The organism is Streptomyces sp. SM1, from assembly GCF_002910825.1.
In the GTDB taxonomy this organism is placed as follows: domain Bacteria; phylum Actinomycetota; class Actinomycetes; order Streptomycetales; family Streptomycetaceae; genus Streptomyces; species Streptomyces okerensis.
Genome location: NZ_NEUB01000834.1, coordinates 1 through 23,818, shown reverse-complemented (window position 1 = coordinate 23,818; position 23,818 = coordinate 1). Strand labels below are relative to the sequence as shown.

The following is a 23,818-nucleotide window of genomic DNA, read 5'->3' as shown; positions in this document are numbered from 1 at the left end:
GTCGGCGATGCCCCTGTCCGTCGAGGAGAGGACCCCGATGCGCTCTCGCCCGTCCCCGTGGCGTGCCCGGTACCAGCAGCGGTTTGCGGCCCCGCAGACCGTGGTGGTGCAGCCCACGACCTGGTGCAATCTGGACTGCCGGTACTGCTACCTGCCGTTTCGCAAGCTCAAGCACCAGATGCCCCTGGAGGTGGCCGAGGCCCTGGCGCAGGCGGTGGCCCAGTTCGACGACAGCGGCCATCCGATTGGCATCGTCTGGCACGGCGGGGAGCCGCTCGCCGTGGGCCAGCAGAAGTTCGCAGCCCTGCTCGCGCCGTTCGAGGCCCTGCGGCAGGCGGGCCGAGTCCACCACTATGTGCAGACCAACGCAACACTGATCACCGAGACGTGGTGCGACCTGCTGGCCGCGTACGACGTCCGCGTCGGGGTGAGCATCGACGGCCCGGCCGCCTTGAACGCCGAGCGCGTCGACCTGCGAGGCAAACCCGCCTTCGACCGGATCCTGCGCGGAATCGCGCAGCTGCGCGAGCACAGCATCCCGTTCTCCGTCATCTCGGTGGTCGGCACCCTGGGCATCGCGATGCCGGAGGAGCTGCTGGAGTTCCTGACCTCTCTGGGCGGCCATTCGGTGGGATTCAACATCGAGGAGATCGAAGGGGTCAACGCCGACCGCCAGCCGCCCACCGCTGGCCAGGCCGAGGAGTTCTGGCGCCGCATCCTCACCTGGACCCGCCGGCATCCTGGCGCCCCGGCGCTCCGGGAAGTCGAACGCCTCGCCGAGTACCTCCAGCTGATCCGTTCCGGCCGGAGAGCTGAGTGGGACGGGCGCCGCCTCGACCCGATCCCCACCATTTCCTGGAAGGGCGACATGGTCCTGCTCTCCCCGGAACTCGCGGACACGGCGGCGCCCGAGTACGGCGACTTCGTGGCCGGCAACATCCTCGACCGCCCCCTGCCCGAGATCCTCCGTGATGCCCACCGGCTGCGCTACGTACGCGACTTTCTCACCGGCCTGGACCGCTGCCAGGCCGAATGCGAGTTCTTCGACTTCTGCCGCGGCGCCCAGGCCGCCAACCGCTACTTCGAGAACGGTGACCTCACGACCACCGAGACCAACTACTGCCGGGTCTCCCGGCAGGCCCTGGTCACGGCCCTGTCCACGCTCGCAACCAAGGAGGCTGTTGCATGAAGATCCTGGACCGACTCACCACATCCGACACCCCCGTCGTGATGGAGTTGATAGCCACGCACGACGTCCCGCCCCCGGTGATCGTTGAAGCAGCGTGGGACAACCGGCCCACGTGGGACAACTGGGCGAAGAACCCGGCCCCCTTCGACAACCGCCCGACCTGGGACAACTGGAACAAGAAGAAGTAGGCCGCGCCGCTGCTGGCACGCCTGGGGCGTGCCAGCAGCACCGGCGACCGAGCCACCGCGCTGAAAGGCTGTTGATGGACACCCGCACGATCCGCCGTACGAGCGTCACGCTCCCTGCCCTGAACGAGCCGGGCCTCTACCTCTCCAACGTCACCTCGCTGGAGGGCGGCCGTGGCCGGGTGGCGGAGTTCCACTACGCCGACGCCGACCTGCGGGACCTCGACCTGGCCGACACCCACCTGATGGACGGGCGGATCACCGGCCTCAAGGCCCAGCGCACCCGCCTGGAGAAGCTCCGCGTCGACTCCGTGGAGTTCACCGGATGCGACCTGTCCTCCCTGCAGTGGACCGACAGCAAGATCTCCCGAACCGTCTTCCGCGACTCCAAGCTCATGGGCGCCGCACTCGAAGACGTGACGCTCGACAACGTCCTGTTCGAGAACTGCAAGTTCGACTACAGCACCCTCACCCGCGTCCGGGCCACCGGCCCGGTGATCTTCGCCAAGTGCTCTCTACGCGAGACCACCTTCGCCGCCGCTGACCTCGGCGCCGCCCTGATCGATGACTGCGATCTACGGCTGACCGAGTTCGACGGCGGGAAGAACCGCGGCCTGGACCTCCGGGGTAACGACCTCTCCCAGCTCCGCGGCCTGGCCTCGCTCAAGCAGATCGTCATCGACCACGCCCAGACACTCCAGCTCGCCGAGGCCCTCGCCGCCGAGCTGGACGTCACCTTCGGTGAAGACCTCGACGACAAGTAGCCCCGCACCTGCCCTGGGGAGGCACGGCCATGGGCCCACAGCTCGTATTCCACTCCTTCGACGACCTACGCGGCCGGTGCGACACCGCACCGGTCCGGCAGACCACCAGCGAGTCCGATTACGACGACGGCGCTATCGTTCCCGACGAGAACTGGAAATCGATCACCGCGGCCGACGCCGAGCAGCATCGTGCCGATGACTCGGTGCCGGACAGCATCCGGATCGAACTCGTACACCGACCGCTGCCGGACCTCGATTCCGACGACTTGGCCGGCCGCCTCGAAACCGCCGCCCGCCTCGACCCCCTCAACGGCCACTGGCCCACCACCCTCCTGGGCTGCGCCGCCAGCCCCGGCCACTGGACCACCACCACAGAGGACTCCACCACCGGTCGCCGGATCGGACTGCACGTCGACAACTTCGACCGACTGCCGTACGCCCGACGCCACCAGGGTCGCCGACGGCTCTGCCTCAATCTCGGCCCTGGCCCGCGCTACCTGCTCATCGGCGACCACGACATTCAGCAGATCTGCCGCACGCTCCACGCCGACCCGGACCGGCACCACCCCCACACCGAGGACATCCGCCGGTACGTCACCGCAGGACACCCGCTGCGCTGCCTGCGCATCCGCCTCGATCCGGGCGACGGCTACATCGCTCCGACCGAGTTCCTTGCTCACGACGGCTCGACCGCCGGTATCGACCAGCCCTCCGTCGCCGCCTTCTGGCTCGGCCAGCGACCGAACGCGTCATGACCGATCAGTCGCGAGACAGAGCTCAAGGACCGGGAGACCCTCGCATGGACGCGAGGGCGCAACACCCCGCGCTCGACCCTGCCATCGCCTGGCCCACGCTCGGCATGTGGGTTCGATGGGAAGGCGAGCGTCTCGACCTCGTGTCGCTAGCGCCCGCACGCGGCACCACAACGGATCAAGTCCTGCTGCCGTGCTCTCCGGAACTCCTGATACAGCTCGGGAAGATCTCGCTCGGCAACAGTCGTGCCGGCCTGTACGCCGTGCGCCTGGCGGAGGACGGCGCGGACCACCGTCTGGTGCTCTGCCAGCGGGGTTGGGAAGGTGCGGTCCGAATCAGCGGAGCCGTGTCCTCGATCGCGGAGCCGCTGTACGGGAAGACCCGAGCCGCCATGCTCGCGGCCGGCCGCGAGCAGAGAGCCGCGGGGAACCAAGACGACGCCGCACAGTGGAGCACGATGGCCCGCCAACTGCTGCTGGCCAAACGATCCTCCCGGCGCGGACGCAGCGTCCGAACGATCTCGGGTGGACTGCCCACTCTCGGCAAGCACGGATGAATGAGGGGACGAACCATGCGAGCCCTTCCGGCAGCAGTTCCCGCCGAGCCTGCACGAGGCCGGGCTGAGCGGGCTGGGCTGGCACCAGCTGGTGTGTGCGCTGTGCGACCTGCACGGACCCGACCGGCACCTGGTGAAGGAGACGAACCTGTTCTTCGCGGCCGACACGGTGCCCGGGCTCCTGCCTCGGTCGCCGGCCATCGTCCTGACCCGGGCCCCGTCGGGATCGCGTCGTCGTTCGCGCGCGTTCCGCGAGTGAACCGAAGCTGTCCCTGGCGCTCACTGCCTACTCCCGCACCCACCCTGTCGACGTCGTCACCACCACCCAGCCCATGACCGACCTCGGGCTGGATACCGGCGACCTGTGACGCCGTGGCCCCGTACCCGCGAGAGGCCGGCGCGCGCGGGCAGCCGCGAGGCCTCCCGTGGGGAGCCGGGAGGCGCGGCGGGCCCCGCCGCCACGGGGGGGAGCGGCAGGGCCCGAGGGGCCTCCACCTGGGGGTGAGGGGCCGTCCGCACACCATGCACCACAAACCGGCCACCGGGATAGATCCCGACCGGAAATAGGCGCTGTCAGTGCCAGCGGCAATGATGGGCTGCCACCTCACCTGCGCGTCGCAAGCGTCAACGTCCGCTGCGCTCGGGTCCTTAACCTTTTGCGCGGGCGGTTCGGCGACGCCCCCATCGGGCGGGCGGCCATCGATGAGGTGACCGCTTACAGAGAGAGCATCTTGCTGCCCCGCGCGACCGGCCGGTGAAATGGGCGGGTGGCTCCCTTGGCGACGTCTCGTGGCCCCTTCGCCCAACACCGACTCAACCGCACGGTCCAACTCGCGTGCCAGCACGCCGGATTGCCGCAGACAAATAAACCGGAGTTGATCCATGTCACGATGAACGCGCTCTTCAAGATCCCCGGCGATCCGGTCATCGTCCGTATCGCCCCGTCTGCCACTCTCCTGGCGGACACCGAACGTCTCGTTCAGGTCGCGCGCTGGCTCGAAGCCGTCGACTTCCCCGCCGTCCGTCTGCTGCCCGAGATCCCTCAGCCGCTACTCATCAACGAAACCGACCACATCGCCACGTTCTGGCTCTACCTGCCGCAAGACGGCCGCCCGACGCCGCGTGCCTACGAACTCGCTGGCCCACTGCTCCAGTTGCACGCCCTGCCCACGCCGGAGTTCGGCCTTCCCCAGTGGGAGCCCATCCGGGAGATGCGCGAACGCCTGGCCGACTCGTCGATCCTCCCTCCCGGGGACCAGGCGTGGCTCGGCGACAGCGTCCACGAACTCGACGAGCAGCTCCGGGATCTCACCTACCCACTCCCACACCGGGGTGGTGTCATCCACGGAGACGCCTACATCGGAAACCTGCTCCGCGGCCCCCATGGCGACCCCGTGTTGTGCGACCTGGACTCCTTGTGCCGCGGCCCCGCCGAGTGGGATCTCATCCCGGAGCTGGTGGCCTGCATCCGGTACCGACGCCCCATAGCCGACTACGACCTCCTGTGCCAGCTCTACGGCGCCGACATACGGACCTGGTCTGGCTGGCCCGTTCTCCGCCGGCTGCGGGAACTCAAGGTCCTCACTGCTGTCCTGCCGGTCCTCGACAGCAGCCCCGGTCTCGCAGAACAGGTCCGCCTCCGTCTGCACGGCCTTCGCGAAGGCGCCGAGGCCCCGTGGACTCCCTTCCGCATGACCCACTGAGCAGCCAACACGCGATTCGGCAGCCATCACCGACAACGCAGTTGCAAGGGAGGGTAGTTGAGAAACAATGAAGCCCGATGACGAAAACCGAAGCAGCTAGGAACCCCGGAGGCCGCCCTGCTGCTGGCCGCCCGCTCCACCAGCACCCGCAGCGGCAAGCCCCTGCTGACGTTCAAGAAGATCGCCGCCGCGCTGTGCTGAAGGAGCTGCTGAGCCAGTCACTGCCCGCCGGCCTCGCAGCGGCGGTGACAGGAGCCGTGACCGGCTCGTGGGCGGGCGGGCTCCGTGAACGGGGTGGAACTGGGCCGCGGAGCCCGCAGCACGAGGCGGGGCGGCAGCGCGGCGGCGTGGGAGAAACGCGGCTTCAGGGCGTCCGGCGGTGTGCGCGGGGCCTGGCGGACGGGCCATGCCCGGTACGCCCGTCCGCGGCCGGTGAGATTGCGGTAGTGCGGGTGGGTGGCGGGGCGCGGCGGGGAGAGGGCTGTCATGCGCGATCCCTGGTCAGTCGGTGCAGCAGGGCTAAAGCTATGCCGCGGGCAGTCCGCATCAATGAGGTCTTCTCGGCAATGTGACGGTTGCGGTGTGTGACGGGGTGCGGGTGCCCGCTCGCGGCCTAGTTGTGGTGCCAGGGTGCGTAGGACGTCGAACTCGTTGACCTCGGGATCTGCCACGACCACCCAGTTTCGGTCTGAGCCCTGGCCCACATCCGTCCTGGTGGCGCCGAGGCCGAGCAGTCTGGTCACCTCGTCCTCGGTGCTTCCGTCGATCGGGCTGACGTCGAGGTGAAGCCGGTCCACGCCCCGGATCTGTCCACCGCGCTGGAACGGGCGACGGCCGCTGGCCATACCTATCTCAACCTGGACGGCACCGTCATCCGTACCGACCGCGTCGCCGCCCCGGCCCCAACGGCGCCGACCTCTGGTGGTCCGGGAAGCACAAGCACTACGGCGGCAACGTCCAGGTCATCTCCGCCCCCGACGGCTGGCCGATCTGGGTCTCCCCGGCGAACGACCAGACAGGAGTTCGTCTCACTGAGCGTTTTCAGTGTGGCCACTGATCGAGTGACGGGGCAGTGTGAGGTCGGGGCGCGCAACGGACAGGGCTCCCGTGCCGTTGAGGGAGGTATTCGACGTCTCAACTCAGCAGCACAGGAGCCCTGTTGGTTCCCTATCCTGCCGCACTCGACCTGCCTCACGCCTTGGTCGAGTGGGTCACGATGCTCATCGTCACCCGTGAGGGTGACCGGCGGTGCAAACTCCCGCCGCACCGCCGTGCGCTGGTCGCACTCGTGTACCTGCGTCGCCACGACACCCTCGCCCGTATCGCCAGAGCCTTCGGGATATCCATCGGTACCGCCCACGCCTACGTCACCGCGGTCATCGGTCTGCTCGCCGAGCAGGCCCCGGGCCTACTCAAGACGCTGCGCGCGCACGACCCGGACTTCGTTCTCCTGGACGGCACGCTCGCAGAGTGCGACCGCGTTGGCGACGGCAGGGCCGACTACTCCTCGAAACACAAGCGGCACGGGGTGAACGTGCAGGTCGTCACGGACCCGGCCGGCGAGATTCTGTGGCTGTCGCCGGCGTTGCCTGGCCGCACCCACGATCTGACGGCCGCCCGCATCCACCAGATCCTCCGGATCTGCGCGCGCCAAGGCGTCCCGATCCTCGCCGACATGGCCTACATCGGTGCGGGCGACTGGGTCACCACCGCCAAACGCCGCCCCCCAGGCGGTGGACTCACCCTCACCGAGCGGACCGAGAACCGGGCCCTGTCCGCGGCCCGGGCACCTGTCGAACGCGGCATGGCACGGCTGAAGTCCTGGCAGATCTTCCGCAGATCCCGCATCAGCCCCAACCGCATGAGCGTCATCACCAAGGCCGTCCTCACCCTGGAGAAGCAACGCTGAAAACGCTCACTGCCCTGTCCCTTGGGCCAGAAAAAGGCCACCGTCAACGAGAACGGGACATCGGAAATGCGAACCTACAACTGCTCATAGTCGGCCTTGCTGCGGGCGTAGAGCTGGCCGGTTTCCACGGTGGCGAGGAGGCTCGCGTCGCGCGTCTTGTTCGCCTTGTTGTTGATCTCCTGGTAGTGGTCGAGGATGGACCCGGCAGTCTTATGGTCGACGACCCCCTTCGGAGCGGGGCTCGCGCTCGCGGTGGGGGCCGAGCCGGTGTCCGAGCCTGGTCCACAGGCGGTGAGACACAGCGCCGCCGCTGCGCCCAGGGCTGCGGCACCGGCACGCATACGGGGTGGGAACGGGTGCTGTTGGGGGGAGGGCATCTGGATCACTCCTGGTGGAATCGAGCGGGGGAAGGTGTGCTCCGCTCCGGCGGGCGGGTATCAGTGCTGTGGGGGCGGCGGTCGGACGGTCCCCGCGTCCGCTCTCGCGGTGAGGGCGGTTGGAGCGGCGTCCGGTCAGCTCTTCACGGGCCACTCCAGGGGCTTGCTGTAGAAGCCCTGGCTGAGCTGGACTGCGGCGGCCTTCTGGCCCTGTGGGATGAGGAAGGCGGTGCAAATGCGCTGCGACTGGCCTGCGGCGAGCTTCTTGTCGGAGTCGAACGCCGGGCAGTTGGGCCACTGCGCCTGGCCGAGCAGCACGATGAGGGCGCGGGTGCGCTGGCCTGTATCCGTTTTGACAACCAGATCGTCATCCATGTCGCCCAGCGCCATCGGCTTGCCGCTCTTGTGGGTGAGCGTCGACCAGACGTACACGGGCACCTGGGGGCCGTCTTCCTTTTCCTGCTCAAGCCCGGAGTTGTCCATGTCGGCCTTGCTGCCGACGACCACCTTGGTGGGCGTGACCGTGTAGGTGGCCCCTCGGGAGCGCTGCATCTGGCTCTCTTGGACCGGGCTGGCCTCACCCAGCTTGAACGTCGTCTTCTCTTTGCCCGCGCTGGTCGTCGAGGCAGATTTCTCCCTGGTCGCGCCGGTGTCCGAGTGTGCGCCGCAGGCGGTGAGGGTGATGGCTGTGGTGACGCCGACGGCGAGCACGGTCAGGTGGCGCGGGCTCGAGGTCGAGGAATGGGGCATGGTGGTTCCTCCTTCAGGAACTGGGGACGGGTCAGGCTGCGGAGCACCGGGCGCGGCGGACTCCGGCGGCGAAGTCGCGAGCGATCTCGTCGGCGGCGGTGGCGGGCGTGTTGGGCTCGTCTCGCATGCGCCGGATGACAGCCGAGCCGACCACGACGGCGTCCGCGTACGCCGCCGCCTGTGCGGCCTGGCCCGGTGTGCTGATGCCGATGCCGACCGCGACCGGCAGGTGGGTTGTGGTGCGCAGGCGGTGGACCAGCCTCGGCAGGTCGGGGCTGAGCGGGTGTTGGGAGCCCGTGAGGCCGGGGGTCGCGGGGGCGTAGACCATGCCGCTGTGGGAAGCGCCGATCGCCGCCAGTTGCGCCGTGGAGGCGCGGGACTGGATGAGGGGGATGGTGTGCAGGCCGGCCGAGGCTGCTGCTGCTCTCCATGCCTCCGCCGCTGGCGGGGGAAGGTCAGGGATGAGTACCCCCGCGCCGCCCGCAGCGGCCAGCCGACGCGCAAAGGGCTCGATGCCGTACTGCGCGATCGGGGCCCAGTACGACATGACCAGCAGCGCGGCAGGTGTGGACGCAGTCAGTTCGGATGTGGCCGTGAAGACATCGTGCATCTGGAAGCCAGCGGCCAGTGCCTGGGCGGAGGCTTCCCGGATCAGGGGGCCGTCCATGACCGGGTCGGCGTGCGGGACGCCGATCTCCAGCACGTCGGCGGACTGGGCCATCGAATGCAGCGCGTCCAGGCTGGCTGTGCGGGTGGGGTAGCCGAGTGGCAGGTAGAGGCCGAGCGCGGCCCGCCCCTTCGCGTGGCTGACGGCAAGGGCCCGGTCGAGGCGGTCGGCGGGCGGCCAGGACGGCGACGTGGAGTTGGTCATGACGGCCTCTCGGGCGACGGGTGGAGGGACCGGCCGGTTTCCGTGCGGAGCGCGAGGCGCTGACAGACCGGGACGCAGAGAAGGAGGGCGAGCGTGGCCGTGGCGACCGGAAGGATCCATGGGCCCGCGAACAATCCGGCGGCCGCCGTGCCCAGGGCCTGGCCCAGCCCGAAGGCGGCGATGAGCCAGCCGTACGCCTCGACGAGCGTGCCGGGCGGGGCCAGCTCGGTGACCACTTGATAAGCGCAGGTCAGCAACGCTCCGAAGGCCATGCCGGGCGGCACTGCCAGGACGAGTGCGGCATACGGGGGCGGGTCGAGGCATAGCGGCACCCAGGCGGCCGCGAACAGTGCGCTGCCCAGGGCGAGTTGTCGGCCGAGGGGAGCTGGCAGCGGCAGAGCGGTCCACGCGGCTGTGCCCAAAAGGGCCCCGACCGATACTCCGGCCGGCAGAGCGCCCGCCAGCCACTCAGTGGTATGACGCTCGCTCGCCGTCAGGGCGGCCACCGACAGCTCGCCGAGTGTCGCGCCGACTGCGGTGAGGACGAGCAGCATCCACCGCATGCCGTTCGAGTGCAGAGCACCGAGCGGCCCGCAGCGAACCGGTGCGGGCCGCCATGTGCGTGAGGGAGCCGACGCCGCGACAATGAGGGCCCCTCCCAAGCCGAGGCAGGCGGCCAGGGCAAAGGCGAGCCCGGGCAGCGCCACGGACGCGGCAGCAGCGGCGGCGAGGGGGCCGGCGACGTAGACGAGTTCCTGACATCCGCTGTCGAGGGCCAGAGCCGCACGCAGGTGCTGCGGCGTGGGAGTGAGAGCGGGCCACATGGCCCGCAGGGCCCCCTCACTCGGCGGGGCCGTTACCCCGGCAACGACGACGGCTATGGCCGCGATCAGCAGATTTGCCGTTTCGGCGGCCGCAAGGACGAAGAGCGCGGCGGCCGACAGGATGGAGCCGCCCAGGAGCATGAGGGTCTGTCCCCTCCGGTCGACCAGACGGCCAAGCAGCGGCTGCCCGACGGCTACCCCGAGTCCGTACAGAGAGGTGAGCGCTGCCCCGGCGCCGTATCCGTGGCCGTTCGCCCGCGCGGCCATCAGCAGCGCGACCGGCGTCATGCCCAGCGGCAGTCGGCTGACGAGTGTGGCGGCCAGTAGCCTGGCGGCGTACGGCAACCGCAGCACGGCGCCCCAGTGCACGGGTTGCCGCTGTTCGAGCCGGCGAGCGGGCGCGGTGCGTCCGATGTGAGCGGGAGGCGTCTCGACCATGCTCATGCACGCGCTCCCCGCTCCAGCCCCTCGCGCATCCCGCGGCAGTCCGCCTCGGAAGCCTGTGGCCCGGCGCTGGTGAACAGGACCGGGTGCGCGGCCGAGGCCCGCTCGAGCAGGAACTCGCGACAGGGGCGGGAGCCGGCGCCCAGGAGCCGAACGGGGTGTATCGCGCGCTGAGCCGTCGGTGGTGCGCATCATCGTCCTTCGGTTGGAACGGGAGGCCTGAAACCGGGCCGAGGCCTGCAAGACAGCGGCGGGGACGGGCATCACGCCGCCTGTGGGACGTCGTCGGCGCGTGCGATCATGGCCAGCCCGTAGAGGTGGCTGGGGTCGGTCCACCAGTGGCTCAGCTCCAGGCCCGCGGCGTTGAGCTGGGCAGCCAGCCCACGGGGGCGGAACTTGGCCGAGATCTCAGTGCGCAGCTCCTCACCAGCCGTGAAGGGCACCACCAGGTCGGCGCCGCGCAGGGTGACGGTCTGGTCGCGACGGGAGCGCAGCCGCATTTCGATCCACTCGTGGTCCGCGTCCCAGACGGCCACGTGCTCGAAGGCGTCGAGGTCGAAGTCGGCGTCCAGCTCCCGGTTGAGGCGTCGCAGAAGACCGAGATTGAAGGCGGCCGTCACACCGGCCGCGTCGTTGTAGGCGGCAACGATGACGGCCGGGTCCTTGACCAGATCGACGCCGAGGAGCAGGCGGTCGCCGGGGGTCAGACGGGAGCCGAGGGCGCTCAGGAACACCGCCTGATCGGGCGGGAGCAGGTTGCCGAAGGTCCCGCCGAGGAAGGCGACCAGCCGTGGCCCGTCGGTCGGCGGAAGGTCCAACGGGGCGGTGAAGTCGGCGAGGAGAGGTTTCACCGCCAGTTGTGGATACTGCGCTGCGATGGAGGCGGAGGCCTGCTCCAGTGCGCTGGAGCTCACGTCGACCGGTACATACGTGGTGAGCTGTCCGGCCAGCGCGTCGAGCATCAGACGCGTCTTGTCCGAGCAGGAACCGGAGCCCAGTTCGATCAGGGTCTTGGCACAGGTGAGCCATGCGATGGTTGTGCAGGAGTCGGCGAGGATCGCCTGCTCCGTCCGGAACGGGTAGTACTCGTCGAGCCGGGTGATCTCGTCGAACAGGGCGCATCCGTCCGCGTCATACAACCACTTCGGCGAGAGCTGTTTCGGGGACGTCCCGAACCCTCGCACGACGGCCGCGCACAGTTCGTCGAGGTGATCGGGTGCAGGCGACGTCGTGAGCGGGCGAGCGGGAGCAGTCATCGGGGAAGCCCTTCGAGCAGGAGGGAAGGCGCGGGACGGGACGGTGTTCATGTGGTCGCCTGCCGGGGTTCGGTCATGCCTGCGGGCAGGACTCGAGGGCGTCTCCGTCCACGGAGGGCGCAGAGCACGACGAGGGCGGCAGCGCCTCCCGCCGGCAGGAGAGCTTGAGCGAAGAAGAGGCCCGAGGCTGCACTGCCCATCGCGCATCCGATGTCCAAAGCGGCGACCAGCAACGCGCTGGCCTCGGTGACGGTGCCGGCCGGCGCCAATCGGATGGTGAGGAAGTAGGCCGCGCTGAGCAACGGGGCCATGAAGAGTCCGGGGATCAGGCAGGCCGCGACGGCGAGAGAAGCGTTGGCGGCGGCCAGCAGGGGGATCCAGCCCGTGGCGAACCCGGCGCTGAGCACCACCAGGTGCACGGATGTCGAGCCGGGCAGCGAGCGTGCCCCGTACAGGAGTCCGCCGACCAGGGCACCGGCCGAGACCGAGGCGGGCAGTGCGCCCGACAGCCCGGCGTGGTGGAGCCGGTCTGCGAACGTGACGGCGAGCGGGGTCAGGACGCCCATCGGGATCCCGACGAACAGCATGGCCAGGTAGAGGACCCGCAGCGAGTGAGATCGCAGCGGGCCGAGCCAGTCCGCCCGGCGCGGCGTGGCCGTCCACGACCGCGAAGGGAGCGCGGTGACGACCAGGAGAGTGCCGGTGAGTCCAAGAGCCGCTGTCGCCAGCAGGGCCCAGCGGGCCGACAGCATGTAGGCCAGGCTGGCGACCAGCAGCGGGCCTGTGATGTAGATAAGCTCTTGTAGTGCAGCGTCGAGCGCGACCGCGACCCGCTCGTGCTCGCGATCCGGCATAAGCGGACCCCAGAGGGCTCGCAGTGACGCGTCCAGCGGTGGCTTGGCCAGTCCGGCCAGGGTCACCGCCGCAAGCGCGACCCACCATGAGGAGCCGCCCGCCGTGAGCAGGAGGAGGCCGGCGGCCGCAGCGGCGGCGCTCGCTGTCAGCACGCGCGTCTGCCCCTGCCGGTCGACCAGGCGGCCGAGCAGGGGCCCGCCCACGGCGTTGGCCAGCAAGTACAGGGCCGCCAGTGCGCTCCCTGCCCGCAGGCCGACGGTGTGCGTGCCGACCAGGACGATGGCGAGTGGGGCCATTCCCGACGGCAGGCGGCCGATGAGGGTGCCGATCAGCAGCCGGGAGGCATGGGGGACCCGCAGCACGCTGCGATAAGTGGCAGCGGACAGTGGCCTGTCGGCCTTTGCGGGGACGGTATGCACAGGGGCTCCTGAGGACGGACGAATCGGCGCGGGGGCCGCGGATGCTCCGGCCCCGGGGGCTGGTGGCCTGGGCTCGGGGCCGGGCCGGGTGGGTCAGGTGCCCACGTAGAACTCGCGCTTGGGGCCGCACTTCGTCCGGGCCTTGCTCGTCTTCATCACACAGGCCCGGATCTTGTGCGTCCCTTCGAAGAGGGTCGGCGTCTTCCAGGAACACCGGCCGTTGTTCAGGGTGTCCTGGACGCTGACGAGCAGACGGTCGCCGAAGCCGAAGACCTGGGTCACGGCCTTGTAGCCGTCGGTCTTGATGTCGCAGGCGTAGACCCAGCCGTTGTAGGAGTTGTAGATCCCTTCGGCGCCGCCGCCGTTGGAGGTGACCCAGCCGGAACTGGCGGAGGCCGGCGTCGTGGCGAGCACGACGGCGAGGGCGCCTCCTATGGCGAGGGGCGCGGTGCGCTGGAGGGTGCGGACGATGCGCATGGAGCGAGTCCTTTCGGGCGGAGGGTGTCAGCGGTCGGGGTGCGAGTCCTGGTGGTGGGCGAGTTCGGCTGCGGTCACGGGTGGGCGGGGTGCCCGGTCGGCGGCGGCCTCGAGGGTTGCGAGGACCTGTCTGTCGAGCGGAAGTGGCGTTCGTAGGCCCGGATGTGCTGCGGGTCCTCGGCGAAGAGGTAGTCATGGCGGGCCATGCGGCGGATCACGATGAGCGGTGCGGGGGCGCGGTTGACCGCGAAGGACGGGTTGTGGGCCGCCGGGGCCGGGCAGTTCGGGTGGAACTGGCCGGCCATCAGGCCGCGCCGCATCACATCGGTCTTCATCTCTTCGTGGGCGCGGTCGAGTTCGCCCCAGTGCTCTGGAGCGAGGTCCTCGAGCACAACGACGAGGGAGTGCAGCTGTCGGGCGCGGGGAGGCCAGGGGTGGTGCTCGAACTCGTCGAGTGCGGAGCCGAGCACGGATTGCAGCCAGGTCCGGGCTGCGGCTGTGGTGGTGAGTAAACGGTCCCGGGGGAGCGAGTCGCTGGCCGGGCGTGCGGGGGCCGATCGGACGTGGACGACGCCTTGGTGGCGGGCTGCGGTGACGTACGGGCAGACGGCGCCGTCACGGCCGAGCAAGGGGTGCGCGCGCGTGATGTAGGTGTCGAACCAGGTGTTGATCATGGCGCGCTGGGCGATGGTCGGTGTGGTCAGCAGCATGAGCGTGTCTCCCGTATGGCGACCGTGGGTGAGCTGGTCAGGGCGTACTCAGGTCGCGGCAGAGATCGTCGATGGCGGTGCGCGTGACGTGGCCAGCGGTGATCAGGTGGGCGGTGGAGCCCTCGCACGCGAGGTGCCACTTGTGGACGACCCAGTCGGCGGGGCGGTCGAAGCAGACGGTGAGGGAGTCGGCGGTGCGGGTGGGGCGGACTCCGGCACGCGTGAGCTGGTCGACGGCGTACTGGGCGGTTTCCAGGCAGCGCAGGATGTGGGCGCGCAGTCCGGAGTGGCCCAGACGGCGCAGCGCGGACCAGAGCAGGAGCGCGGCCAGTCCGCTGCGGGAGCAGCCCAGGGTCCGTGCGGAGGCCTTCGTGTACTCGCTGGCGATGACCGGCTCGTCGATGAGGTTCTTGCGGGCGAGGACGACGCCGCAGGGCACGGGGGCGCCGATGATCTTGTGGCCGCTGATGGAGATCGAGTCGGCGCCATGTGTGAAGTTCCAGCGCGGGGCGGAGGGGGCGTGGGCCGCGATCGGTCCACCGGAGGCGGCGTCAGCGTGGATGTAGACGTCGCCCGAGGCTGTGGCCCACTTGCGGAGCTCGGTGACGTCGTCGTAGGCGCCGCACATGGTGGTACCGATCGTGGCGACGACGATGGCGCCCGGGCCGCGGCCGCCGTGCGGGTTCACGCGGCGGTGGAAGAAGGAGGCAAGCTTCAACGACTCGGGGTCCAGAGTGCCGTCGTCGTTGCTGGGCAGGGTGACGAGCCGTAGCCCGAGGAGGTCGGCGGCCTTGGCAACGCTGTAGTGCGCTTGGTCGGAGGCGTATACATGGGCGTGCGGAAGGTGCCGGCGCGCGGTGGCCAGGCCGAAGAGGATGCCCTCGGTGCCGCCGGTGGTGACGTAGCCGTAGACGTCATCGGGCCGGGCGCCGGCGGTCTGCGCCAGGAAGCGGACTACGGCTTGTTCATAGGCCTTGGTGTGGACGCCGCTTGCGTCGCCGCTGGTGGGATCGCCGACGTTGTTGGTCAGGACGGCCAGAGCGGGGCCGAGGTCGCTGAAGTCGAAGGCGAGGTTTCCGGGGAAGCCGAGGATGCGCGGGGCTTCGCTGCGCAGCGCGCTGGTGAGGTCCAGCAGCCTGGCGGTGTCCGCGGCCGTGTCGGCGGGAGCGTCTTCGATGAGCAGTTCCGGGATCTCCGGCACGGTGTCCGGGGCCGTGCTGGTCGTCGCGGTGTCGGTCACAGGTGGCCTCCGGTGTGCTGTGCCGGAGCGCTGGTTGCGGCCTGCCGGGCGCGGGTGTCGGGGTTCTGTGCCCAGGGGCCGAGGACGGTGCTCGCCAGGAGGGCCACCAGGTGCAGGTGGTCGGGGAGCGAGTCCTGGTACTGGGCGAGTTTGGCCTGGGTCACGAGCGGGTGGGGTGTCCGTTCGGCGGCTTCGTTCAGGGCAGTGAGGACCTCGTCGTCGATGTCCTGGAGGCCGTGCCAGCGCACAGCGAGGAGGCTGTGTCCCTCGTCGGTGCGTTCGGGCAGCGTCCGCCCGGGCGGCGGTGCGCTCCAGACGGGCAGGGGGACGAGGACCACCAGGGCGAACAAGGAACCGAGGCCCTGGCAAGCGGCCTGGACCCGTGAGGCCGACGGCGGTGGTGTCATGCCGGCCTCCCATACAGGCCGAGGGTCTCGGCGGAGCGGATGACCTGGAGGTCTTGGTTGATGGCGCGGCTGTCGTCGGCGACGAGGAGGAGCCATCCCGTGATCTGGCGGGCGCGCACCGGGGTGTGGGCGGTGAGCGCGGTGGTGGCGGCGACGGTGGGGAGGGTGGTGATAGTGCGCAGCAGCGCCTGGTCCAGGACGCCGTTGCGCCACGGCAGCAGGGCGATCTTCGTGACGTGGGCGCGCACTTGGCGTCGGGCTTCGGGGCGGCGGCCGGTAGTGAGCAGCAGCGCGGTGTCACGGATGGGGTCGTGTCCGGTGGCCTGACGCGGCGTGTCGGCGGCGAAGTCGGAGTAAGGGGCAGTGCGCAGGGACAGCAGCGCGGGCCCGCGGTCGGGGGTGAAGGCGACCGTGGTGTGGGCGGGGCCGTAGCGGACGCCGAGGGCCGTGAGCGTGCGCACCATGTACAGGGCGAGAGCGCGGGCCAGGAGCCCGCGGCGGCTCAGGAGGTCGGCGCGGCATACCTGTTGGTCGGCGGTGCGGGTCTCGGACCAGATCGCGGTGATGCTGTGGTCGGTGGATCCGTCGCGGCCGGGGCCGGTGAGGGTGTGGATGCGGTAGTGGGTGCCGGCGAGGTGCTCGCGCAGGACCAGCGGCTGGGTGCTGGAGTCGTGGAGGCGGTGCCAGGCGGAGCGGATGTCGTCTTCGGTGCGGCAGACGGAGGAAGGGTGGGTGGGGTCGGGGTGCTGAAGGACGAGTTCGGCTGTCTGTGTGTAGGTGGCCCATTCCAGGGCGTTGGCCAGGCGTGCGGTGCGGATGCTGCGGGGCGCGGTGATACCCGCGTCGAGTAGCGCGGCGCTGGTGAGACCGGCATCGCGGCGGATGTCCGCGGTGTCGAGGGCGTTGCCAGGCAGGTGGAGTCGGGCGGCGAGCAGGTCGGCGAGTTCGGTACCGGCTGGTGAGCCGGCGAGGACGGCTTGGACTCCGAGGCGGTCGAGGTGGGCGGCGGTGCGGCGCAGACTCGTGCGGTGGGTGACGTGCCGGAGGTAGCCGGTGTTGTCGTCCGGATGGTGAGCGGGTTCGGTGACCGCGACGGAGTTCCAGCCGTTCCGGGCCAGCGCGGGCACGTAGCGGTCGCCGGCGTCGGCGGGAGCGACGACGGCAGCGGTGCCGGTGCGGTAGGCGGGCGAGGCCGCCGCGAGGACGGGTACGGCGAGGGCCATGGTGCGGGACTCCTGTGAGGGTTGAGGCGGGCCGTGTCAGGCGACGCAGGCGGTGGTGACGGTGTCGGGCTGGATGTGGATGCCGCTGCGTTCTTCGACCAGCTGCAGTCGCCGGTGGCAGGTGTCGGGGTCGGGCCCGGTGACCACGGCCAGTGCCAGGCGGTCCAGCAGCGTGGCGCGGGGCGGGGCGTTGACCTGGCTGCCGGGTGCGGCGAGCCACTCGAAGCGGTTGAGCCAGGCGGCGAACATGCCGGTGTGCATTGCCGTGACGCGGCCGGTGACGGGCGGATAGAGGAAGCGGACGGCGGCGTTCTGGTGCTGGCTGGGGGCCAGTTCGGGGTCGGCGCCGACGGCGAGGTCGGCCGCGATCTGCGGCAGGTTGAGGCCGGTGGCCAGGTGGATCAGATGCGGGATGAGGTCTCCGCCGAGCCGGGCGTTGATCTCGACGATGCGCGGGCCCTGGTGGGTCAGGCGCATCTCGACGTGCATGACGCCGCTCGTGATGCCGACCGTGCTCAGGGCACCGAGGGCGACTTGGCGGATCCGGGAGTCGGCCAGCAGGGGGTCGGATGAGTCGACGAGGTGGCCGGTCTCCTGGAAGTCCGGTTCGTCACCGAGGTACTTGCGGGTGATGGCGGCGATGTGGACGGTGTCGTGTCCCAGGACGACGCACTCGACGCTGATCTCGGGGCCGTCGAGGTACTCCTCGATCAGCACGCCGGCCGTCCCGGTGTGCTCCAGGCCGAAGAGGGACGCACTCCGGGCTGCTTGGAAGGCGTCGCGGACCTGGTCGGGGGTGTCGGCCCGGCGGACGCCGGCGCTGCCCCCCATCGACCTCGGCTTGAGGACGACCGGACCGCCGAGGAGAACCGCGTACTCGACGGCGGTCTCGGCGTCCGGGACGAGGTAGGAGCGGGCCGAGGGCACGTTGGCCGCGGCGAGCAGGGAGCGGCTGAGGTACTTGTCCCGGCAGGCCTCGACGGCGCTGGGGTTGTTGCCGGGCAGCATGAACCGCTCCGCGATCCGGGCGGTGAGGGCCACGTGCTGCTCCATATAGGTGAGCACCCCGGAAACGCCCTGGTCAGCGGCCAGCGCGGCAACGGCCTGGGCGACGGCCTCGGTGTCCGCCAGGTCGACGGCCATGGAGACAGCCGCGTGGTCGTTGGCCCAGGCGGGAGGTTGCTCGTCGAGGAGGGCGACGCGGTGGCGGGCGGCGATGTGCTGCAGTCCGTATCCGCGCCAGATGCGGCTTCCAGCGCCGATGAGGACGAGCAGCGGTGATCCCGAGGAGTGCCATGTGCTTGTCACGGCACGGGAGTTGGGGCGCAGGGCGGTCAGACTCATGGTCGGATCTCCGGTTCGGTGATCGGGATGCGGCGGGTGCCGGTCCGGTGGGACGGCGTCGCGAGGGCGGTCATGCGCTCGTAGCGAGGACGCCCGGGCGTGTGACGGCGGGCGGCCGGGGAAGCCGGCGGGCGAGTGCGGCCGGGTCGCCGGTGTAGTGCAGGCCCTGCAGGCCGAGCTGCTCGGCGGCTTCGACGTTGTCCAGCCGGTCGTCGACGAACAGGGTCTTTGCGGGGTGGGGCATTCCGGCGGCCTCGAGCGCGGCCTCGTAGGCCCGTTTGTGGGGCTTGTTCACTCCGATGCGGGCGGAGTAGACGGTCCGGCTGAACAAGGTGGCGCACCATTCGGCGTCGTCGAGGGCGTTTGCCAGCGGTTTGGGCGCGTTGGACAGGAGTACGAGGCGCAGCCCGGTGGCGTGGGCTGTGTGCAGGAGGTCCAGCACGGCGGGGTCCGTGGCGGTCCACATGTCGAGGTCGGCGCTTGCGAGGGCGGCCAGGAGGGTGCTGCCCGCAGGCGCGGTGCACCCGTTGCGCAGCAGTCCGCTCCAGAACGTGTGGGTGGTGGCGGTGCCCTGGTCGTAGGGCTCCCGCCGCTGCCAGAAGGCCTGTTGGAAGGCGTGGGTCTCCTGGGGGTGCCAGCCCGCGAGTTCGGCGAGCCGGGCCCACTGGGGCGGGCCGGGCTGGCGGCCGATGACCCCGTTGTAGTCGAGGATCACGGCCTCGAGGCCGGCGCCGCTGGGGGTGGTGGGCTGGGAAGAGGTCAACGGGACTCCAGGGCTCGGTGGGAGACGACAGCGACGGTCGCGGTCAGAACGACGAGCAGGGCCAGCGCGGTGGTCAGGCTGGTGAGCGAGGCGATCGCCCCGATGGCGGCCGGTCCGGCGAGCAGGCCGAGGTAGCCGATGGTGGCGACGGTGCCCACGGCGCGTGGTCCTCCCCGTCCGGCGGCTGTGATGAGGGCCGGCATGGCCGTGGACAGGCCGGCTCCGAGGGCCATCCAGCCGAGCAGGGCGGCCGGGGCGCTGCCGGCGATCAGTGCAGCGCCGAGTCCGGCGGCGGCGAGGGTGGCGCCGGCGCGTACCAGGGCGGGTGCTCCGTAGCGGCCGGTCAGCCGGTCGCCCGCGAGCCGGCCTACGGCCATGGCGGCGCTGTAGAGGGCGTAGGCGGCCGCCGCTGTTGCCTCGGAGCTGTTGAGGGAGTGCAGGTGCACTGCCGACCAGTCGGCGGCGGCGCCCTCGGCTAGCAGGCACGCAGCGGCCAGGGCACCGAGCAGCCACACCTTGGTGTGGGAGGTCTGCGCCGGCTTTGCCTCGTCCGGAACCGCTTCGGGACGCTCGGGTGCGTGGTCGAGGGAGGTGGCCGTTCCTACGGCCGGAACGGCGGTGGCAGCGGCGAGCACCGTGAAGGCACCGACCATCGCGAACAGCACCTCGTGGGACATCCAGGTGGTCACGGCTGCGAGCGCGGCCCCGCACAGAGCACCGATCGAGTAGGCGGCGTGCAGCCCGGACATGATCGACCGCTGGGAGGCGATCTCGCAGTGAACGGCAGATACGTTGCAGCCGACGTCAAGCAGCCCGTGTGCGAAGCCGAAGACGACGGCAGCCGTGATCAGGGTCGGCAGCGTGCGGCACTGGCCGAGGAGAGCCAGGGCGAGGCCGAAGACGACGGCGGGGACGACCAGCAGTCGGGAGGGACCGTGTCGGTCGGCCAGGCGCCCGCCGAGCTGGAGCCCGGCGACCATGCCGGCTGCGGCGCCGAGAAGAACGAGTGACAGATGGCCCGTCCCAAGGTTGGCCACCCTCTGCACTGAGGGCATCCTCGTGCCCCAGACCGCCATGACGAGGCCCATCACGGCGAAGACACCGAGCAGCAGCCGTCGGTCGCCCGTCGGCGGTGCGGACTGCTCGGCCGGAGCGATCGCAGTCATCGGCCGGCCCCCGGCGCGGGCGTGGGCCGGGCTGTCGAAACAGGAGGCCATCTGTGCGGTGCTGCCCACGAGTTCGGGCATGTGGTGCTGTGTCTCATGGTCCGGTTCTCCGGTTCGGCGGTCAGGTAGCGGCGGGGACAGGGACGGCGGTCACACGGGAGGCGGTGCGGCGCTGGGTGAGGCCCGCGAGCGGCAGGCACAGGGCTGCGCCCATGGCACCGGCGGCAAGGGTGGTAAGCGCGGCGAGAACCCCACCGCCCGAGGTCAGGGACACGGCCGCGAGAACCGGGGCGATGATCACGGCGACGGCGAGGGTTGAACCCCAGATCCCGGCGTACAGACCACGGGCGTGTACGGGCGAGATCTTGGTGACGATGTCGTTGGCGGCGATGAAGAAGACGATCTCCCCGGGGACGGCCGCCGCCACGGCGAGGCTGTAGCCCGCCGTGGTGTCGGCGAGGCCTGCGCTGCCCATGCCCGCGCCCAGCAGGAGCGATCCGACGGCGAGCAGGCCGGTGACTGGCTGGGACCCGTCGCAGCGGCGCCGCAGCCACGGGTTGAGCAGCGGGGTGAGCACGACGACGGCGCCGGCGTTGGCGACCTGTGTCCATCCGTAGGCGTCGGCGGCGAGCCCGTCGTCCTCCATCAGCAGCGGCAGCACGGTGAACATGCCGGCAGCGCAGGTCAGGGCGGCCACACTGGTCATCCACAGCAGCCACAGACGGGCGTCGCGCACGGCCGAGCGCAGCGGGGTGCGCGCGGCGGGCTCACTGGGGCGGGCGGAGGCGGCCGGGGTGTCGTCGTCGAGGTAGCGGTGGGCGAACAGGGCACAGGCCGCGCAGGCGGCGGCGTTGAACCAGAACAGCACCGGGAAGCCAAGCTGTCCGGCCAGCAGGCCGCCTACCGCGCCGGTGATCGCCGCGCCGATGTTCACGGCCCCGTGGCGCCAGCCGTTGACGGCTGCGCGCTGTCCGTCGTCGGCGATGAGGTCGGCGATGGCCGCGGAGACAACCGGCCTCGGCGCGTCGTATACGATGCCCGCGATCAGGGCTCCGGTGCACACGGCGGCGAACGCGTGTGCCTGGGACATCACGGGCAGGCAGACGGCGGCTGTGAGCATGGCGGCCACGAGGGTGCGGCGCCGGCCGAGCCGGTCGGCGGCCCAGCCGGTGAGCAGCTGGCCGACGAGCCATCCGATGCCGAAGACCGCGAGGGCCTGGCCGACAGCGGCGGTGGTGTAGCCCAGGTCCTTGAGGTGATAGCTGAGGAAGGGATAGGCGAAGCCGAAGCCGCGCGCCACCAGGGTGATGACGAGCAGTGCCCAGATCGTTGGCGGCCAGGGCCGCGGTCGGGACGGTTCGGCGTCCTTGGCGGTGGAGACGGGCATGGTGGTGGCTGACACGGACGCTCCGGGGAAAGCAGGGGCGAGACGTTCCTGGTGGGGCGGCCGGCGTCAGCTGGTTCGGGCGCCGGACGGGAAGGGCGGCGCGTGGGGGCGTCGCCGTGGGCGGACGACGCCCCCACTGAGCAGCCGGGCCAGCGCCCGCGCCGGAAGGACGCGGGGATGTCGCCCCAGGGGATGGAAGCGACGGGCCGGGCCGGTCAGCCGGCCAGCCGGTAGAGGCCGTCGTCGCGCACCCAGCCTCGGGTCCCCTTGGGGATGCCGGACTTGGAGCGCTGGGTGAGCTGGCTGTAGTCCCAGTTGCCGCGGCTGCACAGCACGGTCAACTTGTCGCCCCGGTACAGGAGGCCGCGGCTGGCGTAAGCGGTGGATGGGCCTGTGCGGTAGTTCCAGCCGGCCTTGGCCACGGTGGCGCCGTAGTTCGGCCAGTTGACGGTGCACTTGCTGTTCTCACCGACGGCGTGCGCGGCGGGAGCGGAGGCCACGGTCAGGGTGGCAGCGGCCGCGAGTGCGAGGGCGGCGGGCGCAACCGAGCGGAGGGCGAGATTGCGGATCATCGGGAAACAACCTTCCGAAAGGGAGGAGGGGGCACGGCGTCGCCCCGTCCCCGGCCAGGGCGTAGCCACTGGTCGGGGCCCCTGCGTCAGAAGTGCGGCGTGAGGCCGCCCTGTCGGGCATGGGAAGAGGCGCGTCCGGTGCTGGGCGCTGTGTGGGGGTGCGGAGTGGTGCGTTGGTGAGTGATGCGGGGCGTATGTCTGCCTGATGACGCCTTGAGTTGCCCGGCGTGGATCGGCGAGCCGCGGCCGGCTCAGTCGAGCTGCATGGGGACGCAGTCGTAGGCGTACTTCTTGGCGACCCAGCCGGTGGTGTTCTTGGCCAGCCCGGTCCTGGACTTCTGGCCGAGCTTGAGCTTGATCCAGGAGCCCTTGGTGGCGACCTTCTTGCCCCAGTCGCCCTTGTAGAGCAGGCCCTTGGACTTGAAGGCGGTCGACGGCCCCGTCCTGAAGTTCACCGCGTTGGTGTTGATCTCGTAGTAGACGCGCGGCTTGCACGGCATCTCGGCCGCAGTGGCGGCCGGGGCGGTGGTCGCGGCCAGGCCGGCGGTCACCGACAGGGCAAGCATGGCCGTGGCGGCAATTCGAGCGGGAGCACGAAGTCGCATGGGATCCCTTCAATTCATGGGGTGACATGGGTGATGGGGCGAGACGCCCCACCGGCCGCACGGGCCGCTGTCAGTGCATGGACGGTGGGCATGGCTGTTCGAGGCGCCGGCGGTTCTATGCGGCCTTCCTCCGGCGTGCGACCGAGGCCTGAGTTGTCGTCATGGCATCGCGCCGCAAGGCAATGGATGCAGCGGCAGTGGCTCCGACCTGAATGGCCTCCATGGGAATCGGGCGAAGCGAGACTGCGCGAGACGCGGCAGTGGAGACTCGCACTCGACTCGCCGAGGAGGCACGCACGGTCGCAACCACACCGCAATCAGCGGAAGAGTCGCGCCCGAACATGTTGCCCGCCTTGTATAGAGTGGACCGAGTGCCTATTGCGCTCTATTGAAACACGACTTGGAATGCCATTCAATAGGCGATCGACTGCGACTCGATGAGCGCCACTGCGCGGGACATCTGCAGTACTGGCTGCGACGACAAGACCGACCTGAACTTCTTCGCCAGGTGCGCCTCTTCTGGCGCCTGCCCTCGGCCCGAGGGGGCGCGGATAACACCTCTCTCGGGACCGGTTACGGGTCTATGCGGCGACGCCCGGGAGTAATGTGACAACCCACCTGGGGACCGCGCCGAGCGTGCCTATGATCGGTGCATGTTGCGTCCTGAAAGCTGGTCCAGGCTCGCGGGTGGAAGTCCCGTCCGGGTAGACACCGGAGTGCCCGGTAGCAGGTCCCGGTCCGTCGGAGAGATCCGGCGGGCTGAGCGGGATGTCAAGAGCCCCTTTGGGGGGAGCAAGCGCGCGGGCCGTAGCGTGAAGCGAACCTTGCAGCCTCGTCAGATCTACAGCGAAGAAGCCGAGCCCCTCATGTCAGGGCGAAGGCCATGTCCTGAAGGCCCTGTTCCGGGGTCAGCCTTCAGGGTTCTTCCGGGGTAGGGAGGGCGGCACGTGTGCACAGTCTGGGCCGGAACAGGAGAGACCCGCTCTGACCACGCCTGGCATCAGGCACGAGACCGGACATATAAGCCGATGGTGAAGTCGTCCGGAGGACAGCGGGAGTCCGAGGGGGC

General features: G+C 70.3%; 25 protein-coding genes and 2 pseudogenes. 8 read left to right on the top strand and 19 right to left on the bottom strand.

Annotated elements, in window-relative coordinates:
• Nucleotides 1-37 precede the first annotated feature (37 nt).
• The 6 genes from amcB to B9S61_RS26650 all read left to right on the top strand — a co-directional run bounded on the left by amcB (nt 38) and on the right by B9S61_RS26650 (nt 5,150).
• On the top strand, nt 38-1,189 hold the full coding sequence (gene amcB / locus B9S61_RS26675) for a cyclophane-forming radical SAM peptide maturase AmcB (RefSeq protein ID WP_103544526.1): 1,152 nt from the start codon (nt 38-40) through the stop codon (nt 1,187-1,189).
• Entirely contained in the window at nt 1,186-1,377 is a 192-nt protein-coding gene (amcA, locus tag B9S61_RS26670; protein WP_030213706.1) for a multiple cyclophane-containing RiPP AmcA, read from the top strand. Before amcB ends, amcA begins: the two co-directional genes overlap by 4 nt.
• Before the next feature lie 74 nt (nt 1,378-1,451).
• A complete protein-coding gene (locus B9S61_RS26665) occupies nt 1,452-2,138 on the top strand; it encodes a pentapeptide repeat-containing protein (RefSeq protein ID WP_103544525.1) in 687 nt (228 codons plus the stop codon).
• A gap of 29 nt (nt 2,139-2,167) precedes the next feature.
• Nucleotides 2,168-2,893, top strand: coding sequence for a hypothetical protein (locus B9S61_RS26660; RefSeq protein WP_103544524.1), 726 nt, complete (start codon nt 2,168-2,170; stop codon nt 2,891-2,893).
• Nucleotides 2,894-2,937: 44 nt separating this feature from the next.
• Nucleotides 2,938-3,447: a hypothetical protein gene (locus tag B9S61_RS26655; RefSeq protein WP_103544523.1), complete on the top strand. Its 510-nt coding sequence runs from the start codon at nt 2,938-2,940 to the stop codon at nt 3,445-3,447.
• An 890-nt stretch (nt 3,448-4,337) separates the two neighbouring features.
• The gene (locus B9S61_RS26650) at nt 4,338-5,150 is read left to right on the top strand and encodes a phosphotransferase family protein (RefSeq protein WP_103544522.1); all 813 of its coding nucleotides are present in this window, start codon (nt 4,338-4,340) and stop codon (nt 5,148-5,150) included.
• A 218-nt stretch (nt 5,151-5,368) separates the two neighbouring features.
• Here the strand turns inward: B9S61_RS26650 and B9S61_RS41075 are convergent, their stop codons facing one another.
• Both B9S61_RS41075 and B9S61_RS26645 read right to left on the bottom strand, forming a co-directional pair.
• Nucleotides 5,369-5,638, bottom strand: coding sequence for a hypothetical protein (locus B9S61_RS41075; protein ID WP_181007546.1), 270 nt, complete (start codon nt 5,636-5,638; stop codon nt 5,369-5,371).
• A gap of 132 nt (nt 5,639-5,770) precedes the next feature.
• Nucleotides 5,771-5,995: pseudogene (locus tag B9S61_RS26645) on the bottom strand (VOC family protein); the annotation flags it as partial.
• On the opposite strand from B9S61_RS26645, the pseudogene B9S61_RS26640 reads away from it, so the two are divergent.
• Together B9S61_RS26640 and B9S61_RS26630 are read left to right on the top strand one after the other, a co-directional pair.
• Nucleotides 5,948-6,150: pseudogene (locus B9S61_RS26640) on the top strand (transposase family protein); the annotation flags it as partial. The pseudogenes B9S61_RS26645 and B9S61_RS26640 sit on opposite strands and share 48 nt — an antisense overlap.
• A gap of 159 nt (nt 6,151-6,309) precedes the next feature.
• Nucleotides 6,310-7,059 carry a transposase family protein gene (locus tag B9S61_RS26630; protein WP_103544521.1) on the top strand — a complete coding sequence of 250 codons (750 nt, stop codon included), beginning with the start codon at nt 6,310-6,312 and terminating at the stop codon, nt 7,057-7,059.
• A 74-nt stretch (nt 7,060-7,133) separates the two neighbouring features.
• Here B9S61_RS26630 and B9S61_RS26625 read toward each other — a convergent pair whose 3' ends face one another.
• The 17 genes from B9S61_RS26625 to B9S61_RS26545 form a co-directional block, all read right to left on the bottom strand.
• Nucleotides 7,134-7,436 carry a hypothetical protein gene (locus tag B9S61_RS26625; protein WP_181007535.1) on the bottom strand — a complete coding sequence of 101 codons (303 nt, stop codon included), beginning with the start codon at nt 7,434-7,436 and terminating at the stop codon, nt 7,134-7,136.
• 135 nt (nt 7,437-7,571) lie between these two features.
• Nucleotides 7,572-8,186, bottom strand: a complete 615-nt coding sequence (locus tag B9S61_RS26620) for a hypothetical protein (protein WP_103544520.1) — start codon at nt 8,184-8,186, stop codon at nt 7,572-7,574.
• Between the two features lie 31 nt (nt 8,187-8,217).
• Nucleotides 8,218-9,057, bottom strand: a complete 840-nt coding sequence (gene trpA, locus B9S61_RS26615) for a tryptophan synthase subunit alpha (protein ID WP_103544519.1) — start codon at nt 9,055-9,057, stop codon at nt 8,218-8,220.
• Entirely contained in the window at nt 9,054-10,325 is a 1,272-nt protein-coding gene (locus B9S61_RS26610; protein ID WP_103544518.1) for an MFS transporter, read from the bottom strand. The genes trpA and B9S61_RS26610 overlap by 4 nt, the downstream gene beginning before the upstream one ends.
• Nucleotides 10,326-10,588: 263 nt before the next feature.
• Nucleotides 10,589-11,581: an L-histidine N(alpha)-methyltransferase gene (egtD, locus tag B9S61_RS26605; RefSeq protein WP_103544517.1), complete on the bottom strand. Its 993-nt coding sequence runs from the start codon at nt 11,579-11,581 to the stop codon at nt 10,589-10,591.
• A gap of 47 nt (nt 11,582-11,628) precedes the next feature.
• Complete coding sequence (locus B9S61_RS26600) at nt 11,629-12,798, bottom strand: MFS transporter (protein WP_258039861.1); 1,170 nt, start codon at nt 12,796-12,798, stop codon at nt 11,629-11,631.
• A gap of 150 nt (nt 12,799-12,948) precedes the next feature.
• Entirely contained in the window at nt 12,949-13,332 is a 384-nt protein-coding gene (locus B9S61_RS26595) for a hypothetical protein (RefSeq protein ID WP_103544515.1), read from the bottom strand.
• A gap of 74 nt (nt 13,333-13,406) precedes the next feature.
• Nucleotides 13,407-14,042, bottom strand: coding sequence for a DUF6875 domain-containing protein (locus B9S61_RS26590; RefSeq protein WP_103544514.1), 636 nt, complete (start codon nt 14,040-14,042; stop codon nt 13,407-13,409).
• A gap of 37 nt (nt 14,043-14,079) precedes the next feature.
• Complete coding sequence (locus B9S61_RS26585; protein WP_103544513.1) at nt 14,080-15,282, bottom strand: histidine decarboxylase; 1,203 nt, start codon at nt 15,280-15,282, stop codon at nt 14,080-14,082.
• Nucleotides 15,279-15,689: a hypothetical protein gene (locus B9S61_RS41070; RefSeq protein WP_181007534.1), complete on the bottom strand. Its 411-nt coding sequence runs from the start codon at nt 15,687-15,689 to the stop codon at nt 15,279-15,281. The genes B9S61_RS26585 and B9S61_RS41070 overlap by 4 nt, the downstream gene beginning before the upstream one ends.
• Nucleotides 15,686-16,912: a glutathione synthetase gene (locus B9S61_RS26575; RefSeq protein ID WP_103544511.1), complete on the bottom strand. Its 1,227-nt coding sequence runs from the start codon at nt 16,910-16,912 to the stop codon at nt 15,686-15,688. Before B9S61_RS26575 ends, B9S61_RS41070 begins: the two co-directional genes overlap by 4 nt.
• 36 nt (nt 16,913-16,948) lie before the next feature.
• Nucleotides 16,949-18,256 (bottom strand): ATP-grasp domain-containing protein, encoded by a 1,308-nt coding sequence (locus tag B9S61_RS26570; protein ID WP_103544510.1) that lies wholly within the window; start codon nt 18,254-18,256, stop codon nt 16,949-16,951.
• A gap of 70 nt (nt 18,257-18,326) precedes the next feature.
• Nucleotides 18,327-19,019: an HAD family phosphatase gene (locus B9S61_RS26565; protein WP_103544509.1), complete on the bottom strand. Its 693-nt coding sequence runs from the start codon at nt 19,017-19,019 to the stop codon at nt 18,327-18,329.
• Nucleotides 19,016-20,185 carry an MFS transporter gene (locus tag B9S61_RS26560; protein ID WP_103544549.1) on the bottom strand — a complete coding sequence of 390 codons (1,170 nt, stop codon included), beginning with the start codon at nt 20,183-20,185 and terminating at the stop codon, nt 19,016-19,018. Before B9S61_RS26560 ends, B9S61_RS26565 begins: the two co-directional genes overlap by 4 nt.
• A gap of 121 nt (nt 20,186-20,306) precedes the next feature.
• Nucleotides 20,307-21,587 carry an MFS transporter gene (locus tag B9S61_RS26555; protein ID WP_103544508.1) on the bottom strand — a complete coding sequence of 427 codons (1,281 nt, stop codon included), beginning with the start codon at nt 21,585-21,587 and terminating at the stop codon, nt 20,307-20,309.
• Nucleotides 21,588-21,787: 200 nt separating this feature from the next.
• Nucleotides 21,788-22,144: an SH3 domain-containing protein gene (locus tag B9S61_RS26550; protein ID WP_103544507.1), complete on the bottom strand. Its 357-nt coding sequence runs from the start codon at nt 22,142-22,144 to the stop codon at nt 21,788-21,790.
• Nucleotides 22,145-22,395: 251 nt separating this feature from the next.
• Nucleotides 22,396-22,710, bottom strand: a complete 315-nt coding sequence (locus tag B9S61_RS26545; RefSeq protein ID WP_258039860.1) for an SH3 domain-containing protein — start codon at nt 22,708-22,710, stop codon at nt 22,396-22,398.
• Nucleotides 22,711-23,818: the final 1,108 nt, after the last annotated feature.

What these genes read in the sequence shown, in the direction of transcription:
- amcB (WP_103544526.1), top strand. Translation starts at nt 38, where the DNA reads ATGCGCTCTCGCCCGTCCCCGTGGCGTGCCCGGTACCAGCAGCGGTTT.
- amcA (WP_030213706.1), top strand. Translation starts at nt 1,186, where the DNA reads ATGAAGATCCTGGACCGACTCACCACATCCGACACCCCCGTCGTGATG.
- B9S61_RS26665 (WP_103544525.1), top strand. Translation starts at nt 1,452, where the DNA reads ATGGACACCCGCACGATCCGCCGTACGAGCGTCACGCTCCCTGCCCTG.
- B9S61_RS26660 (WP_103544524.1), top strand. Translation starts at nt 2,168, where the DNA reads ATGGGCCCACAGCTCGTATTCCACTCCTTCGACGACCTACGCGGCCGG.
- B9S61_RS26655 (WP_103544523.1), top strand. Translation starts at nt 2,938, where the DNA reads ATGGACGCGAGGGCGCAACACCCCGCGCTCGACCCTGCCATCGCCTGG.
- B9S61_RS26650 (WP_103544522.1), top strand. Translation starts at nt 4,338, where the DNA reads ATGAACGCGCTCTTCAAGATCCCCGGCGATCCGGTCATCGTCCGTATC.
- B9S61_RS41075 (WP_181007546.1), bottom strand. Translation starts at nt 5,638, where the DNA reads ATGACAGCCCTCTCCCCGCCGCGCCCCGCCACCCACCCGCACTACCGC.
- B9S61_RS26625 (WP_181007535.1), bottom strand. Translation starts at nt 7,436, where the DNA reads ATGCCCTCCCCCCAACAGCACCCGTTCCCACCCCGTATGCGTGCCGGT.
- B9S61_RS26620 (WP_103544520.1), bottom strand. Translation starts at nt 8,186, where the DNA reads ATGCCCCATTCCTCGACCTCGAGCCCGCGCCACCTGACCGTGCTCGCC.
- trpA (WP_103544519.1), bottom strand. Translation starts at nt 9,057, where the DNA reads ATGACCAACTCCACGTCGCCGTCCTGGCCGCCCGCCGACCGCCTCGAC.
- B9S61_RS26610 (WP_103544518.1), bottom strand. Translation starts at nt 10,325, where the DNA reads ATGAGCATGGTCGAGACGCCTCCCGCTCACATCGGACGCACCGCGCCC.
- egtD (WP_103544517.1), bottom strand. Translation starts at nt 11,581, where the DNA reads ATGACTGCTCCCGCTCGCCCGCTCACGACGTCGCCTGCACCCGATCAC.
- B9S61_RS26595 (WP_103544515.1), bottom strand. Translation starts at nt 13,332, where the DNA reads ATGCGCATCGTCCGCACCCTCCAGCGCACCGCGCCCCTCGCCATAGGA.
- B9S61_RS26590 (WP_103544514.1), bottom strand. Translation starts at nt 14,042, where the DNA reads ATGCTGCTGACCACACCGACCATCGCCCAGCGCGCCATGATCAACACC.
- B9S61_RS41070 (WP_181007534.1), bottom strand. Translation starts at nt 15,689, where the DNA reads ATGACACCACCGCCGTCGGCCTCACGGGTCCAGGCCGCTTGCCAGGGC.
- B9S61_RS26575 (WP_103544511.1), bottom strand. Translation starts at nt 16,912, where the DNA reads ATGGCCCTCGCCGTACCCGTCCTCGCGGCGGCCTCGCCCGCCTACCGC.
- B9S61_RS26570 (WP_103544510.1), bottom strand. Translation starts at nt 18,256, where the DNA reads ATGAGTCTGACCGCCCTGCGCCCCAACTCCCGTGCCGTGACAAGCACA.
- B9S61_RS26560 (WP_103544549.1), bottom strand. Translation starts at nt 20,185, where the DNA reads ATGACTGCGATCGCTCCGGCCGAGCAGTCCGCACCGCCGACGGGCGAC.
- B9S61_RS26550 (WP_103544507.1), bottom strand. Translation starts at nt 22,144, where the DNA reads ATGATCCGCAATCTCGCCCTCCGCTCGGTTGCGCCCGCCGCCCTCGCA.
- B9S61_RS26545 (WP_258039860.1), bottom strand. Translation starts at nt 22,710, where the DNA reads ATGCTTGCCCTGTCGGTGACCGCCGGCCTGGCCGCGACCACCGCCCCG.